Source organism: Vibrio sp. Y176, from assembly GCF_033438945.1.
In genome coordinates this window covers 169045-185156 of sequence record NZ_JAWOQS010000007.1, presented here as the reverse complement: position 1 = coordinate 185156, position 16112 = coordinate 169045, and the positions used below count along the sequence as shown (strand labels likewise).

15 protein-coding genes are annotated in these 16112 nt (G+C 44.9%); 13 read left to right on the top strand and 2 right to left on the bottom strand.

Annotated elements, in window-relative coordinates; genetic code table 11:
• Positions 1-276 precede the first annotated feature (276 nt).
• Together aceB and aceA are read left to right on the top strand one after the other, a co-directional pair.
• A complete protein-coding gene (gene aceB, locus R7O13_RS18185) occupies positions 277-1905 on the top strand; it encodes a malate synthase A (protein ID WP_213968985.1) in 1629 nt (542 codons plus the stop codon).
• A 120-nt stretch (positions 1906-2025) separates the two neighbouring features.
• Complete coding sequence (gene aceA, locus R7O13_RS18180) at positions 2026-3339, top strand: isocitrate lyase (RefSeq protein WP_005381733.1); 1314 nt, start codon at positions 2026-2028, stop codon at positions 3337-3339.
• Positions 3340-3462: 123 nt separating this feature from the next.
• On the opposite strand, the gene R7O13_RS18175 is transcribed toward aceA, so the two are convergent.
• Positions 3463-3912, bottom strand: coding sequence for a CBS domain-containing protein (locus R7O13_RS18175; RefSeq protein ID WP_017820562.1), 450 nt, complete (start codon positions 3910-3912; stop codon positions 3463-3465).
• Between the two features lie 312 nt (positions 3913-4224).
• On the opposite strand from R7O13_RS18175, the gene R7O13_RS18170 reads away from it, so the two are divergent.
• The 8 genes from R7O13_RS18170 to R7O13_RS18135 all read left to right on the top strand — a co-directional run bounded on the left by R7O13_RS18170 (position 4225) and on the right by R7O13_RS18135 (position 12377).
• Entirely contained in the window at positions 4225-5391 is a 1167-nt protein-coding gene (locus R7O13_RS18170) for a trypsin-like serine protease (protein ID WP_086046546.1), read from the top strand.
• Between the two features lie 268 nt (positions 5392-5659).
• Positions 5660-6712: a tRNA preQ1(34) S-adenosylmethionine ribosyltransferase-isomerase QueA gene (queA, locus tag R7O13_RS18165; protein ID WP_005381728.1), complete on the top strand. Its 1053-nt coding sequence runs from the start codon at positions 5660-5662 to the stop codon at positions 6710-6712.
• Between the two features lie 147 nt (positions 6713-6859).
• Positions 6860-7996 carry a tRNA guanosine(34) transglycosylase Tgt gene (tgt, locus tag R7O13_RS18160; protein WP_005381727.1) on the top strand — a complete coding sequence of 379 codons (1137 nt, stop codon included), beginning with the start codon at positions 6860-6862 and terminating at the stop codon, positions 7994-7996.
• 177 nt (positions 7997-8173) lie between these two features.
• Positions 8174-8503, top strand: a complete 330-nt coding sequence (gene yajC, locus R7O13_RS18155; RefSeq protein WP_005381725.1) for a preprotein translocase subunit YajC — start codon at positions 8174-8176, stop codon at positions 8501-8503.
• A 21-nt stretch (positions 8504-8524) separates the two neighbouring features.
• A complete protein-coding gene (secD, locus tag R7O13_RS18150; protein ID WP_318304391.1) occupies positions 8525-10381 on the top strand; it encodes a protein translocase subunit SecD in 1857 nt (618 codons plus the stop codon).
• A gap of 14 nt (positions 10382-10395) precedes the next feature.
• Positions 10396-11343, top strand: coding sequence for a protein translocase subunit SecF (gene secF, locus R7O13_RS18145; RefSeq protein ID WP_005383689.1), 948 nt, complete (start codon positions 10396-10398; stop codon positions 11341-11343).
• Positions 11344-11507: 164 nt separating this feature from the next.
• Complete coding sequence (locus R7O13_RS18140) at positions 11508-11924, top strand: hypothetical protein (RefSeq protein ID WP_318304390.1); 417 nt, start codon at positions 11508-11510, stop codon at positions 11922-11924.
• Positions 11925-12065: 141 nt separating this feature from the next.
• Positions 12066-12377 (top strand): hypothetical protein, encoded by a 312-nt coding sequence (locus R7O13_RS18135; RefSeq protein WP_017633920.1) that lies wholly within the window; start codon positions 12066-12068, stop codon positions 12375-12377.
• A gap of 70 nt (positions 12378-12447) precedes the next feature.
• Here R7O13_RS18135 and suhB read toward each other — a convergent pair whose 3' ends face one another.
• Positions 12448-13251: an inositol-1-monophosphatase gene (gene suhB, locus R7O13_RS18130; protein WP_005381722.1), complete on the bottom strand. Its 804-nt coding sequence runs from the start codon at positions 13249-13251 to the stop codon at positions 12448-12450.
• Positions 13252-13482: 231 nt separating this feature from the next.
• Between suhB and trmJ the strand changes: the two genes are divergently transcribed.
• The 3 genes from trmJ to R7O13_RS18115 all read left to right on the top strand — a co-directional run bounded on the left by trmJ (position 13483) and on the right by R7O13_RS18115 (position 16077).
• Positions 13483-14202 carry a tRNA (cytosine(32)/uridine(32)-2'-O)-methyltransferase TrmJ gene (gene trmJ / locus R7O13_RS18125; protein ID WP_005383693.1) on the top strand — a complete coding sequence of 240 codons (720 nt, stop codon included), beginning with the start codon at positions 13483-13485 and terminating at the stop codon, positions 14200-14202.
• 125 nt (positions 14203-14327) lie between these two features.
• Entirely contained in the window at positions 14328-14834 is a 507-nt protein-coding gene (iscR, locus tag R7O13_RS18120; protein WP_005381720.1) for a Fe-S cluster assembly transcriptional regulator IscR, read from the top strand.
• Between the two features lie 28 nt (positions 14835-14862).
• Positions 14863-16077 (top strand): IscS subfamily cysteine desulfurase, encoded by a 1215-nt coding sequence (locus tag R7O13_RS18115; RefSeq protein WP_005381719.1) that lies wholly within the window; start codon positions 14863-14865, stop codon positions 16075-16077.
• Positions 16078-16112 lie beyond the last annotated feature (35 nt).

The following is a 16112-nucleotide window of genomic DNA, read 5'->3' as shown; positions in this document are numbered from 1 at the left end:
CGCTTGATAGATGGTTTTTACCTTGCGGAATAAAACTTTGAATTTTCTGTTTTGTTTGTATTGGGGGTTTCACTAAACCCCTTGTTGATATAGCTTATTTAAAGGCCGATACGACTTATGTCTAGATTGAAAATACACGTAGCATTACGCAATCTATCGACATGGCTAGACGAGTTGAACACAAAGTTAAAGGATGTAATTTGTTGTTCATAACTTACAAATGTAGCTTTACGCTGACTGCCCAAGATTGATAAAGCACGTTAAGGATGAATGATTATGCTTGCTCAGACAGAACAAAAAACACAACAACCAAAGCAAACCCAAGGCATGCTTGAGGTGAATGGAGTCGTTGCTCCAGAACATCAAGCAATTTTCCCTGTTGAAGCCCAAACCTTTTTATCTCTACTGTGTGAAAAATTTGCCGGACGTGTTGAACAGTTGCTGGAAGCAAGAGAAGAGAAGCAAGCACGTATTGATGCTGGTGAGCTACCAGATTTTCTACCAGAGACACAAGACATCCGTGAAGGAAGTTGGAAGATCCTAGGAATCCCACAAGATCTGCAAGATCGCCGTGTGGAGATTACCGGACCTACTGACCGCAAGATGGTGATTAACGCACTGAATGCGAATGTAAAAGTGTTCATGGCAGACTTCGAAGATTCAATGTCTCCTGCATGGAGTAAAGTGCTGGATGGTCAAATTAACTTGCGCGATGCTGTTAATGGCACCATCAGTTACACCAATCCTGGCAATGGCAAACATTATCAGCTGGAAGATGACCCAGCGGTGTTGATCTGCCGTGTTCGCGGCCTTCATTTAAAAGAAAAACACGTTACGTGGCACGGTCAGATCATTCCAGGTGCGCTATTCGATTTCGCTCTGTATTTCTATAACAACTACAAAGCGTTACTTCAAAAAGGCAGTGGCCCTTATTTCTACCTTCCAAAACTGCAATCGCATCACGAAGCGAAGTGGTGGAGCGAAGTGTTCCATTTCACGGAAGACTATTTCGGTTTGGATACAGGCACCATCAAAGCGACTGTGCTGATTGAAACCTTACCAGCGGTATTTGAAATGGACGAGATTCTGTTCTCGCTTAAAGAACATATCGTTGGTTTGAACTGTGGTCGCTGGGATTACATCTTTAGCTATATCAAAACATTGAAAAAACACTCAGACCGAGTACTGCCAGATCGCCAAGTGGTAACGATGGACAAGCCATTCTTAAACGCTTACTCGCGATTATTGGTACGTACTTGCCATAAACGAGGTGCTTTCGCGATGGGAGGAATGGCCGCATTTATCCCAGCTAAAGACCCGAAAGAGAATCAAAAAGTATTAGACAAGATCCAGACTGACAAATCGTTAGAAGCTAACAACGGCCACGACGGTACTTGGGTGGCTCATCCAGGTTTGGCTGACACTGCTATGGAAGTCTTTAGTGCTGTGCTGGGTGAACGCACCAACCAGTTGGATGTGAGCCGTGCAGAGGATGCGCCTATTACAGCAGCTGAACTGCTTGAGCCTTGTGAAGGCGAGCGCACTGAAGGCGGAATGCGCCACAATATTCGCGTTGCGCTGCAATACATCGAAGCTTGGATTTCTGGCAATGGTTGTGTGCCGATTTACGGACTGATGGAAGACGCAGCAACGGCAGAAATCTCACGCGCCTCTATCTGGCAATGGATTCAACACGGCAAGTCGCTAGACAACGGATTAAAGGTCACTAAAGAGCTGTTCGAGCTCTATCTCAAAGAGGAGATTGAAGTCGTGAAGCAAGAAATTGGCGAGCAGCGCTACCATGCGGGTCGATTTGAAGAAGCAGCAGACTTAATGGCAAGGCTCACGACGAGCGATGAACTGACCAACTTTTTGACAGTTCCTGGTTATGACTACCTGGATTAATAAAGAATAACTGTAACACCAATAACGTGAAGGATTTTCAAGGCAGATAGGGAAGTACTGCCTGAGAACGGAAACTCAACGCACACGCATAAAGTGCAAATTATAAAGAGGGATAGACCAATGACTAACTTAACTCGCCGCCAACAAATTGAAGCTCTGGAAAAAGACTGGGCAACTAATCCACGCTGGAAAAATGTGAAGCGTACTTACACTGCCGAGGAAGTGGTGGAACTGCGTGGCTCTATGGTGCCTGCAAACACAATTGCACAACGTGGTGCAGACAAACTTTGGTCACTGGTCAACGGTAGTGCGAAAAAAGGTTACGTAAACTGTCTTGGTGCGCTAACGGGTGGTCAAGCCGTTCAACAAGCTAAGGCAGGTATTGAAGCGATCTATCTGTCAGGCTGGCAGGTAGCGGCGGATAACAACACCGCTTCGACGATGTATCCAGACCAATCTCTTTACCCAGTAGATTCTGTACCGTCAGTAGTAAAGCGTATCAACAACTCATTCCGTCGTGCAGACCAAATTCAGTGGGCTGCTGGTAAGACGCCTGAAGATGAAGGTGGTATTGATTACTTCCTACCTATCGTAGCGGATGCTGAAGCGGGCTTTGGTGGTGTGCTTAACGCTTACGAACTAATGAAATCGATGATCGAAGCCGGTGCCGCGGGCGTTCACTTTGAAGACCAGTTAGCATCGGTGAAAAAGTGTGGTCATATGGGGGGTAAGGTATTAGTTCCTACGCAAGAAGCGGTACAAAAGCTCGTTGCAGCTCGTTTGGCTGCTGACGTAGCGGGAACAACAACATTAGTTATTGCTCGTACTGATGCGAATGCGGCGGATCTCATTACTTCAGATTGCGACCCATATGATAAAGACTTTATTGAAGGTGAGCGTACTCAAGAAGGTTTCTACCGCGTTCGCGCGGGTATCGACCAAGCGATTTCTCGCGGTCTGGCTTACGCACCATATGCAGACTTGATTTGGTGTGAAACGGCTACGCCATGTTTGGAAGAAGCACGTAAGTTTGCAGAAGCAATTCACGCTGAATACCCAGATCAATTGTTGGCGTACAACTGCTCGCCTTCATTCAACTGGGAGAAAAACCTAGATGCAGAAACCATTGCTAAGTTCCAACAAGAGCTTGCAGACATGGGCTACAAGTACCAATTCATCACGCTAGCAGGCATTCACAACATGTGGTTCAACATGTTTGAACTGGCACACGCTTACGCTCAAGGTGAAGGTATGCGTCATTATGTTGAGAAAGTTCAGCGTCCTGAATTCCAAGCGGCTGAAAAAGGTTATACGTTTGTTGCGCACCAACAAGAAGTAGGTACAGGTTACTTCGATAGAATGACCAATACTATCCAAGGTGGTAACTCTTCAGTGACAGCATTGACAGGTTCGACCGAAGAAGACCAATTCTAATTGGCAGAGAAACACTTCCTTAATCAGCGTCAGTAATGGCATTTTGAGCGGCAACCCTGCCGCTCTTTTTTCGTTTAACCGGTGTAAAAACGAAACTTACAACAAAGAGAATACGCTTGCGTACTACTCTTCCTGCTCGATTTCTTCAGGTTCCACTTCTTCTTGCAGTTCCAATAAGTTAATCGCAATGGTCACAAAGTCACTGTCAGTAATGATGCCGACCAATCGACCTTTGGTGACAACAGGTAGACAGCCAACTTTATGCTTTTGCATATAGATAGCGCTCTCTTTGAGTCCCGCGATAGGCTCTGCCGTCATGATATTGGTGTGCATCATTTCGTAGAGCGGTGTGTCTAAAGTAAAAGATTGTTCAGCCTCATCTGGGTGCAAGCTCGATTCTTGAGCAGCAAGAATGTCGCGTTGAGTCACCAAGCCTTGTAAGTGGTTATTGGCATCAACAACCGGAATGTGTCGAATATCAAGCGCATCCATCATGCTTTTTGCATCACGCAAGGTGTGCGTGCGCAGTAAGGTATGAGGATTACGAGTCATCATGTCTTCAACCTTGATCATAGAGACCTCCAGCGGCATTGTCCTTCTCTTAAATATAGAGAATATTTTTCTGTATATCTGGGAGCTAACTCGTTTTTCATCAATTAAATAGCACAATGCTGATGGGCTGCGTAATCTGTGTTTTATTGGTGTTTTTATTAATTTGAATAAGTCGGTTTGTGTGCGAGTCAGTTGGCATTTTTAGTTGATATTGAATGTGTTCCCAAGGTAATCCAATGAATTGAATCGCACATTTTTATTCGCTGGATTTTCCAAGATTCTTCTCTCGAAGAAGATACGTCCAGGCTTACCAAATTGAAGACAGCAACCTAGATGAAACGAACAACGTGTAACAAACTTATTGCGCTGGCAGTGGCGGCATTCAGTGTGCCATCAACACAGGCGATTGTGTTAGGAGATGAACAAACCGATCCTGTTGACCGCGTTACTTTGCGAGCAAGTAATATGGCAGAGTTTCCGCTGTGTGGTGGAACGATGCTGACAGAGCAATGGGTACTGACTGCGGCGCACTGTGTGGTGATGGGACAAGGAACCAATGAAGCAACCTACTATGTGACCCCGCCGGGTGAGCTGTCGGTGAATGCGAATGTGTATGAACTTAATTCTGCAGGGCTTGATAACTTCTATCCGGTGTCTCACGTTGTGGTTCATCCGGATTACACTCGGATTTCAAAAGCTGAGACCGACAGTAATGGCAACGTGAAACCTATCCAAACCGGTTTAGATTCAGACATCGCGTTGCTGTATCTCACGCGCCCAGTGGCAAACGCGAGCTTTGCTGACCTAGCGAGTAAAGTTGACATGGAGAGTATCGAAGCCCGTTTGGTGGCGGATTGGAACGATAATTACCTGACCAATCAACGTGTCGAAAATGTGCAAGTGTTTGGATGGGGGGCTACTCAGCCGGATGCTTCTGAACCTTCTAATACGCTCAAAACCACCATTAGCACATTTTTACCCATCGACAAATGTTATGAGCGTTTAGAAATTGGCAGCAGTTTTCCGGGGATCATTGATTCAAGAGACAACCAAACCAAAATTTGTACGCTACCAACACAAAACCATGTATTGGAGCCAGATAGCCATACTCAATATGGCAACTCTGCATGCAAAGGTGACAGTGGTGGCCCGTTGGTCGATGTGGCGACCGGCAAACAAATTGGTATTGTTAGTGGCGGCCCCCTTATTCTACCAACGTGTGGCTCTTTGACGATCCCAAGTTTCTACACCAAGGTGAGCCACTATTACGACTGGGTACAGTCTTACATCACTGCCGATGCGCCACCAAGTCGTTACATCATTGCGCCGAATTTTATCAAAAGTGCTAACAATGAAAGTGGTGACAATAAAGAGTGTCACGATGGCATTGCGACCAATAACTGTGATTTCAAAGGCTCAGATGATGAAGGTGGCAGTCTAGGGTTTTGGTTATTGGGTTTATTCGTGCCGTTATTCTTGTGGCGAAAGCGTGAGGTTTGATAGGGCGATTGGAATGCCAAACTAATAAGCAGCGGTATACGCTGCTTTGCTTTTTTCATGTTCTCTCTTTTGGGCTCAAATTAAAAATAGTGCCAAGTAATCGAGGCTTTTCACGTTTTATTACACTCTTCACCATGGCTTTTACTGCTATATTCTGGTGATTTGCTTGCTATTGCAGCATGTAAACATATACTAGTCTGCTGCGAAAAACTCGTCGCAATTTTATCGTCGCCTAGACGTGATTTGACCAATAGATAAGACAAGTAACATGCAAGTATCAGATTTCCATTTCGACCTTCCAGATGAACTCATCGCTCGCTACCCTCAACCAGAGCGTACCGCTAGCCGACTGCTGCAAATGGACGGCAATACCGGAGAGCTCATTGATGGCACATTTACTGATGTATTGGGCCAAGTTCAACCCGGTGACTTAGTGGTGTTTAATAATACTCGTGTTATTCCTGCTCGTCTTTTTGGCCGCAAGGAATCGGGCGGTAAATTAGAAGTGCTGGTGGAGCGCATGTTGGATGAGAAAAGCATCCTCGCGCACGTTCGTTGCTCTAAATCACCAAAACCAGGTACAACCATTATTGTTGGCGAGAATGATGAATATTCAGCAGAAATGGTTGCACGCCATGATGCTTTATTTGAACTGAAATTTAGTTCTGATAAGACGGTACTAGAAATTCTGGAAGAAATCGGCCATATGCCGCTTCCTCCTTACATCGACCGTCCAGACGAAGATGCAGATAAAGAGCGTTACCAAACGGTATATAATCAAAAGCCAGGTGCGGTTGCGGCACCGACAGCGGGCCTTCACTTTGATGATGTTCTCTTGGAGAAAATCAAAGCGAAAGGTGCAGAGTTTGCTTACGTTACTTTGCACGTTGGGGCGGGTACATTCCAGCCAGTAAAAGTGGAAAATATCAACGATCACCACATGCATGCCGAGTACGTAGAAGTACCACAAGAAGTCGTCGAAGCAATTAAAGCGACGAAAGCGCGTGGCGGACGAATTATTGCTGTTGGTACCACATCTGTGCGTTCACTTGAAAGTGCAGCGCAAGACGCATTGCAAAAAGGGACTGAGCTGGCCCCATTCTTTGGCGATACAGAAATCTTTATTTTCCCTGGTTACGAATATCAGCTGGTGGATTGCTTGATCACAAACTTCCACTTGCCTGAATCAACACTGATCATGTTGGTGAGTGCATTTGCTGGATACGAGAACACCATGAATGCTTACAAACATGCGGTGGAAAACAAATACCGTTTCTTCTCGTATGGCGATTCAATGTTCATCAAGAAGAAAACGGCGTAGTTAAAAGTAGATTTACGAGTGCTAGCAGTAAGCTAGGAAATAAAGCATCCATTGCTTTGTCTCTCGCAAGGAAAAGCGACCGCTCCTTAAAGTAGGGTAGAGCCCTAAACACTCAGTCAGACTGTTTCTCTGACACCCGGAGGCATCGTGAAATTAAAATTCGATCTTAAGAAGAAAAACGGCAATGCACGTCGTGGTCAACTGACTTTCGAACGCGGCACTGTTCAAACTCCTGCGTTCATGCCAGTAGGTACTTACGGTACCGTTAAAGGTATGACACCAGAAGAAGTAAAAGGTACTGGTGCAGAAATTCTGCTAGGTAATACGTTCCACCTGTGGCTACGTCCTGGTCAAGAAGTGATGAAAATGCACGGTGACCTGCACGATTTTATGAACTGGCACGGTCCTATTCTTACTGATTCAGGCGGCTTCCAAGTATTCAGCCTTGGTAAGATGCGTACGATCACTGAAGAGGGTGTTCACTTTCGTAACCCAGTAAACGGTGACAAGATTTTCATGGACGCAGAAAAGTCGATGGAAATTCAAAAAGACCTGGGCTCTGACATCGTTATGATTTTTGACGAGTGTACGCCTTACCCAGCGACACACGATGAAGCGAAGAAATCGATGGAAATGTCATTACGCTGGGCACAGCGTTCACGTGACCATTTCGAGAAGCTAGAAAACCCGAACAACCTATTTGGTATTGTTCAAGGTGGTGTTTACGAAGATTTACGTGATGTGTCGGTAAAAGGTCTAACGGAAATCGGTTTTGACGGTTATGCGGTTGGTGGTTTGGCAGTAGGTGAGCCTAAAGAAGACATGCACCGTATTCTTGAGCATACTTGTCCTCAACTTCCTGAAGACAAACCTCGCTACTTGATGGGCGTTGGTAAGCCAGAAGATTTGGTTGAAGGTGTTCGTCGTGGTATCGACATGTTTGACTGTGTAATGCCAACGCGTAACGCACGTAATGGTCACTTATTTGTGACTGGTGGTGTGATCAAGATCCGTAATGCGAAACATAAAACGGATACAACACCATTGGATCCGCATTGTGACTGTTACACTTGTCAAAACTACAGCAAGTCGTACCTTCACCATTTAGAGCGTTGTAATGAAATCTTAGGCGCTCGCTTGAATACAATCCATAACCTGCGTTACTACCAGCGTCTGATGGAAAGCATTCGTAAAGCAATTGATGAAGATCGCTTCGATGAATTTGTTACTGAGTTCTATGAGCGTCGTGGCCGTGAAGTGCCACCTCTAGCAAAAGAGCAGTAATTGAAAAACTAAAAGAATTAAAGCCTTTGGCATGTCGCCAGAGGCTTTTGCTAATAAAGTAGGCTAACGCACGTTATTTTTGAGAGAGCGATCTCTATTAGTTACTCTCAGACTTGAATCTAAAATGCGAAAGCCCAATTTGTTTGATTATCAATAAAATATAATGAGGATGTTTTAATGTTTATTTCTCAGGCTCACGCAGCAGCAGAAGGCGCGCCAGCAGGCGGTGGTTTTGAAATGCTAATCATGCTTGGCATGTTCGCAGTGATCTTTTACTTCATGATTTACCGCCCACAAGCGAAACGCGTAAAAGAACACAAAAACCTAATGGCTTCTATGGGCAAAGGCGACGAAGTTTTAACTAGCGGTGGCCTAGTGGGTAAAATCACTAAGATTGCTGAAGACAATGACTACATTTCAATTGAGCTTAACGCGAACAATGAAGTAGTAATCAAGAAAGACTTCATCACTGCAGTGCTACCAAAAGGTACGCTTAAGTCTCTATAAAACAGCTAAAGGATCCTCGCTGTGCTAAACCGTTATCCATTATGGAAGTACTTGATGGTGCTTTTTGCCATCATCACCGCTGCGTTATACGCACTTCCAAATATCTACGGTGAAGATCCGGCTATTCAAGTTACAGGGGCGCGTGGCGCCTCTGTAGATATGTCAACGCTGGATGCTGTCACTACTGCTCTTAACAAAGAGCAACTTTCTCATCAATCCATTGCTCTCGAAGATGGATCAATTCTTGTTCGTTTTAACGACACTGACACACAAATCAGTGCTCGTGATGTCATCAGCGAAGCGCTAGGCAAAGACACAATTGTTGCACTTAACCTTGCACCTTCTACACCCGATTGGCTAGAAGCGATTGGCGCGTCACCATTGAAGCTAGGTCTTGACCTTCGCGGTGGTGTTCACTTCTTAATGGAAGTGGATATGGATGCAGCGATGGAAAAGCTTGTTGGTCAACAAGAAGAAGCTTTCCGTAGCGAACTTCGTGACGCCAAGATTCGTTACCGTGCAATCCGCCCTTCTGGAAAAGAAGCGGTAGAAGTGTTGTTGCGTAACGAAGAGCAATTAGCAGAAGCGAAAGCAACGCTAGAAAAGAATCACCCGGACATGATTTTTGTCGATTCTGATTCAAATGGCCGTTACGCTCTTACTGCAACCTTTACTGAGCAACGTTTACAAGAGATCCGTAACTATGCTGTTGAGCAAAACATTACGATTTTACGTAATCGTGTCAACGAACTAGGTGTTGCGGAACCATTGGTTCAACGTCAAGGTGCTAGTCGCATTGTAGTTGAACTGCCTGGTGTTCAAGATACTGCTCGTGCAAAAGAAATTCTCGGAGCTACGGCCACGCTTGAATTCCGCGAAGTTGATGATAAAGCTGACCTATCGGCAGCGGCAAATGGTCGTGCGCCAGCAGGTAGTGAAATCAAGATGGACCGTGATGGTCGCCCAGTTGTGCTTAAGAAGCGCGTTATTCTTGGCGGTCAAAGCATCACAGATGCAAGCTCAAGTGTCGATGAATATGGTCGTCCACAAGTTAACATCTCGCTAGACAGCGAAGGTGGTAATAAGATGTCTGCGTTCTCTAAGAAGAACATTGGTAAGCTAATGGCTACCGTGTTTGCAGAATACAAAGACAGTGGCCGTCGTACGCCTGAAGGCAAAGTTATTCTGGATAAGCATGAAGAAGTCATCAACCAAGCAACGATTCAATCGGCTCTTGGTCGTAACTTCCGTATCACAGGTATCGATTCTGCTGCAGAAGCACACAACCTAGCACTTCTACTACGTGCTGGTGCACTGATTGCACCTATCTCTATCGTTGAAGAACGTACCATTGGTCCATCAATGGGCCAGCAAAACATCGATATGGGTATCCAAGCATGTATCTGGGGTATGGTTGCCGTAATGCTATTTACGCTGCTTTACTACCGCGGCTTTGGTTTGATTGCAAACATCGCTCTAATGGCAAACTTAGTGCTTATCATTGGTGTTATGTCGATGATTCCAGGCGCTACCATGACGCTTCCGGGGATAGCCGGTATCGTGTTAACAGTCGGTATGGCGGTTGATGCGAACGTACTGATCTTCGAGCGTATCCGTGAAGAGATTCGTGATGGACGCAGTCCACAACAAGCGATTCACCAAGGTTACGCGAATGCATTCAGCACGATTGCTGATGCGAACATCACAACACTAATTACTGCAATCATTCTATTTGCGGTCGGTACAGGTGCGGTGAAAGGTTTCGCAGTTACTCTATCTATCGGTATCTTAACTTCAATGTTCACCGCCATTATTGGTACACGTTGTATCGTGAACCTGATCTACGGTGGCAAACGCGTTGATAAATTGTCGATCTAAGGCTGGGAATTAATATGTTTCAAATTCTAAAAGCAGAGAAGACGATCGGCTTTATGCGTTGGTCGAAAGTAGCATTCGTTTTTTCAATTATAATGATTGCTGCTTCTATCTTCACTTTGTCAACCAAGTGGCTTAATTGGGGTCTAGATTTCACTGGCGGTACGCTTATCGAGGTCGGTTTTGAACAGCCAGCAAACCTTGAAGAGATTCGTGCAGCACTAGATTCAAAAGGCTTTGGCGATGCGACAGTACAAAACTTCGGTAGTGCTCGTGAAGTCATGGTCCGTCTTCGTCCACGTGATGACGTTTCTGGTGAAACGCTAGGTAACCAAATCATTGGTGCTATCAAAGATGGTACTGGCGAAAGCGTAGAAATGCGTCGTATTGAGTTCGTAGGTCCCAACGTTGGTGATGAGCTAACAGAAGCTGGTGGTCTAGCGATCTTGGTATCGCTGATCTGTATTCTGCTTTATGTATCGATGCGATTTGAATGGCGTCTAGCGGCTGGTGCGGTAATGGCATTGGCTCACGATATAATAATCACGCTAGGTGTCTTCTCGTTTCTACAAATTGAAGTTGACCTGACCATCGTAGCTGCGCTACTGACGGTTGTGGGCTACTCACTCAACGATACCATCGTTGTATTTGACCGGATTCGTGAAAACTTCCGTAAGATGCGTAAGGGTGAACCTTCAGACATTATGGACGCCTCAATCACTCAGACGTTGAGCCGTACATTGATTACATCTGGTACGACTTTGTTCGTGGTAATTGCACTGTTCATGCAGGGTGGTGCTATGATTCACGGCTTTGCAACTGCACTTTTACTCGGTATCACTGTAGGTACTTACTCTTCTATCTACGTAGCATCAGCACTGGCTCTGAAACTGGGTATCCAGAAAGAGCACTTGATGCCACCTCAAGTAGAAAAAGAAGGTGCAGAGTTCGACGAGATGCCATAAGGCAGATTGAGAACCGAAAACAAAAACCGCTGAGCAATCAGCGGTTTTTTTATGCCTGATAGATTTGAAAGTTTCATTTTTTTTTGAGGTACTTCCAGCTTGAATTGTAGTTTTTTGATTGAGTTGAATATCGGAAGTATGTTCAACAATTTCGGGAGGAAATAATGTCAAGGCAAGCTGAAATAAAAGTACAGTTACTGAAGTTTGTAGAGATTTCTTACAAGCACAATAAAGGTGTTACCACCAAGCTAGTTACTGGAGGGAAAAGGTTCAAGTTAGCAGTTGATGAGTCAGGTAAAGTAACTTTATCTGGTGAGCTTGGATTTACTAAGTTTGAAGTTTCAAAAGAAATGATTGAAGAGCTGGGCATAAAATTAAAAGCCGTTTCTGTTACTTTTAAAACTACTCGTGATGGTGTTTTGACATACAGTGGGAGTGTTTCTCTTTTTGGTGTTGTTTCCTTTGGAGTTACTGGGCAGGTAAATGTCCGTGAGCTTTTAGAGCAGTGCGAGTGGGGGCTTTGTAAGTACAGATTTAAGCCGAGTAAAATTGATCAAGCGCTCCGTGAAGCTGGGGTTTAGTTGGTTATGCTAAATAGAATTCTACCTATTCCGGTTTTACTAAGTGTTTCAACGCCCTGCATCGCAAGTCCACTCCACGATACTTACCTTGATATACGTAATAATTTATACAAGATGCAGTATATAGAGGTGGTAGAAGCTATGGCAGGACCAAATCTATCGATTGAAGAGCTGAACAGTATTAAGTCTCACCCAATAAAATTTGGTCATCAATTTCCATTTTTATCATCTATCCCATCAAGTTTGGTTACAGAGCTGTCTTACTTTGAAGAGTACAGTGAGGATGGAGGAGTTGGATGTCTTTCTGTAAACGGCTTTGGTGATGTATACCAGCCAGTCACGGTTTCGCTACAGTTTTTAATGAAGGAACAAATATGGAAGGTTAAGCACGTAAAAATAGACCACTTATCTGACTACGACCGTTTCTACAAACAGGCTGATTGTTCGAAATAAAAAAGCCCCGCTCAATGAGCGGGGCTTTCTAAAGTCATCAGCGTGACGGGCTATATATGACTTTCAAATCTTACTTAAGGATCGCGCTGTTACCGTTTTCACGGATGTGCTTAAGGATAGATTTTACGCCACGAGCGCTTGAAGCAACGATGTTACCAGACTTCATGTAGTCAGTGCCGCCAGCAAAGTCTGTTAGGATTGCGCCAGCTTCACGAGCAATAAGCTCACCTGCTGCCATATCCCAAGGTTTTAGGCCTAGCTCGAAGTAACCATCAACACGGCCAGCAGCCACGTAACAAAGGTCAAGAGCAGCAGAGCCGCTACGACGGAAATCAGCACATTCAGTGAATAGCGCACCAACGATCTTGATGTAAGACTCAGCGTGTTGTTTCTGCTTGAATGGGAAGCCTGTTGCTAGAACAGTACCTTGAAGGTCTTTTAGTTGAGCAACACGAATACGTGCACTGTTTAGTTGAGCGCCGGCACCGCGTTGTGCAGTGAATAGCTCGTTTTGCATTGGATCGTAAACACAAGCAACTTCAGTTTTGCCCTTAATACGAACAGCGATAGAAACCGCGAAAGTTGGGTAACCTTTTACAAAGTTAGTGGTGCCATCCAGTGGGTCGATGATCCATTGTACGTCTTTATCTTTACCTTCGATAAGACCTTGTTCTTCAGCAACGATACAGTGCTCAGGGTAAGACTGCTTGATAGTATCGATGATGATGTATTCTGCTTCTTTGTCTACGTTAGTGACAAAGTCATTAGTGCCTTTAAGAGTAGATTCTACTTTATCAGTGTTTTCTAATGATTTAGCAATATGATTGCCTGCCTTTCGCGCAGCGCGAATAGCAATGTTTAGCATTGGATGCATACGAATTTCCCAACGGATGTTAAAGAACAAATGAAAGCGGCGGCGAGTATACCAGAGATAATCAAAAAGGGAAGTGGTTATTTTTTACTCTAATTGCGGCCGACTGAGTGTACAGATCATACTGCGGACGAGAACAATAACCAAGAATGAGAAGAGAGGTCTGCTTGCCTCTAGGGTGTCTTAAAAAACTATGATAACATTCTGCGGTTTTAATTTAGGTAGCAAACACAGATGTTGGATCAAGTAAAAATTGTACTCGTAGGTACCTCTCATTCAGGCAATATTGGCTCAGCAGCTCGAGCAATGAAAGTGATGGGTTTAAACCAACTAGTATTAGTCGATCCACAATGTGAAGTGGATGAACAAACTCTTGCTTTAGCTGCGGGTGCTGGTGATATTGCTCAAAATGCAAAGATTGTCGGCACATTAGAAGAAGCGGTTGAAGATTGTGGCCTTGTTGTGGGTTCTAGCGCCCGCTCTCGTACATTAGAATGGCCAATGCTCGAGCCACGTGAATGCGGTGAGAAATTTGCAGTTGAAGGCCGAAAGCATCCGGTTGCGCTCGTGTTTGGCCGAGAAAGAACTGGTTTGACAAACGAAGAGCTACAAAAGTGCCACTACCATGTTTGTATTCCCGCTAATCCTGAGTACAGCTCGCTTAACCTAGCGATGGCTGTACAAACTCTCAGTTACGAAGTGCGAGTTGCACACTTGAACTTAGAGCAAAGCCAGTTTTCCCCAAATGAATCGGAAGAATACCCGCGTCATCGAGAACTCGAAATGTTCTTCGAGCATCTTGAAAAGGTGATGGTTGAGACCCAGTTTATTAACAAAGAGCAACCTGGACAGGTGATGAATAAGTTGCGCCGTTTGTTCTCTCGTGCTCGACCAGAAACCCAAGAACTTAATATTCTACGAGGCGTTTTGACTTCGATAGAAAAGAAGTTCTGAGTGAATAATAACCACTTTAGGTGTAAGGATGAATACCTGAGTAAAATGGTCAAATAAATACTTGACCAAATTACTCAGGTATGGAAAAATCTTAACCATTACAAACCATGTGGATACGGTGTGGTATGAAACTTACATCTAAAGGAAGATATGCGGTGACAGCCATGCTGGATGTGGCACTGCATTCGCAACAAAACCCTGTACCTCTGGCTGATATTTCAGAGCGTCAAGGGATCTCGCTCTCTTACTTAGAGCAGCTATTTTCAAAATTGCGTAAAGCAGGTCTCGTTGCCAGCGTTCGTGGTCCTGGTGGTGGTTACCGACTTGGTGCCGACGCTCACAGTATCGCTATTGGTACCGTGATTGCTGCCGTTGATGAGTCAGTAGATGCAACCAAATGCCAAGGTAAAGGAGATTGCCAAGGTGGAACACGTTGCCTTACTCACACGCTGTGGCGTGACCTAAGCTCTCGCATTAGTGACTTTTTGAATAACATCACTCTTGGTGAGTTGATGACAGACAATGAAGTACTCGAAATTTCTGATCGTCAGGACATTGATCTGGCGGTAACCCATGGGCTATCAAACAAAAATACAACCGCCGCGCCCATCGGTGTAAACGTCCGCTCTTAGCGGTCAGCTTTTTACATTGGAGTAGAGAATGAAACTGCCGATTTATCTTGATTATTCCGCTACATGTCCAGTTGATCCACGTGTTGCTGAAAAAATGGTTCAGTACATGACAATGGATGGCACATTTGGCAACCCAGCGTCACGTTCGCACCGTTACGGCTGGCAGGCAGAAGAAGCGGTCGATACTGCTCGTGAGCAAATTGCTGACCTTCTAAATGCAGATCCTCGCGAAATCGTATTTACATCTGGTGCGACAGAATCAGACAACCTTGCGATTAAAGGTGCAGCGCACTTTTACTCGAAGAAAGGCAAGCACGTAATCACTTGTAAAACAGAGCACAAAGCCGTTCTTGACCCATGTCGTCAACTTGAGCGTGAAGGCTTTGAAGTGACTTACCTTGAGCCAGAATCAAATGGCTTGATCGATCTAGAGAAGCTTAGAGCAGCCATGCGTGATGACACCGTGCTTGTGTCTATTATGCATGTAAACAACGAGATTGGTGTGGTTCAAGACATTACAGCGATCGGCGAACTGTGCCGTGAGCGTAAAATTGTTTTCCACGTGGACGCTGCGCAATCTGCAGGTAAATTACCAATTGACGTTCAAGAGATGAAAGTTGATCTAATTTCACTTTCTGCTCACAAAGTATACGGCCCTAAAGGTATCGGTGCACTTTACGTACGTCGTAAGCCTCGTATTCGTCTTGAAGCGCAAATGCACGGTGGCGGTCATGAGCGTGGTTTCCGCTCTGGTACACTTCCTACTCACCAAATCGTAGGTATGGGTGAAGCATTCCGCATTGCAAAAGAAGACATGCAAAAAGATTACGATCATGCTTTAGCGCTTCGTAACCGTCTTTTTGATGGCGTGAAAGACTTAGAAGCAGTGACGGTAAACGGTGACTTTGAGCAGCGTGTACCACACAACCTAAACATCAGTTTCGCATTCGTAGAAGGTGAATCTCTACTAATGTCGCTTAAAGATCTAGCGGTATCTTCTGGTAGTGCTTGTACGTCTGCAAGCCTTGAGCCTTCTTACGTTCTTCGTGCCCTAGGCATGGATGACGAATTGGCTCACAGCTCGGTTCGTTTCTCGTTTGGTCGTTTCACGACTGAAGAAGAAATTGATTACGCAATTGAACAAATCCGCGTTGCAGTGACTAAGCTACGCGACATGTCTCCTCTATGGGATATGTACAAAGAAGGGATTGATTTGAGCACTGTTGAATGGGCTCACCATTAATCTCAGGGATTGAAATAGAGGATTCGAGGTAATTT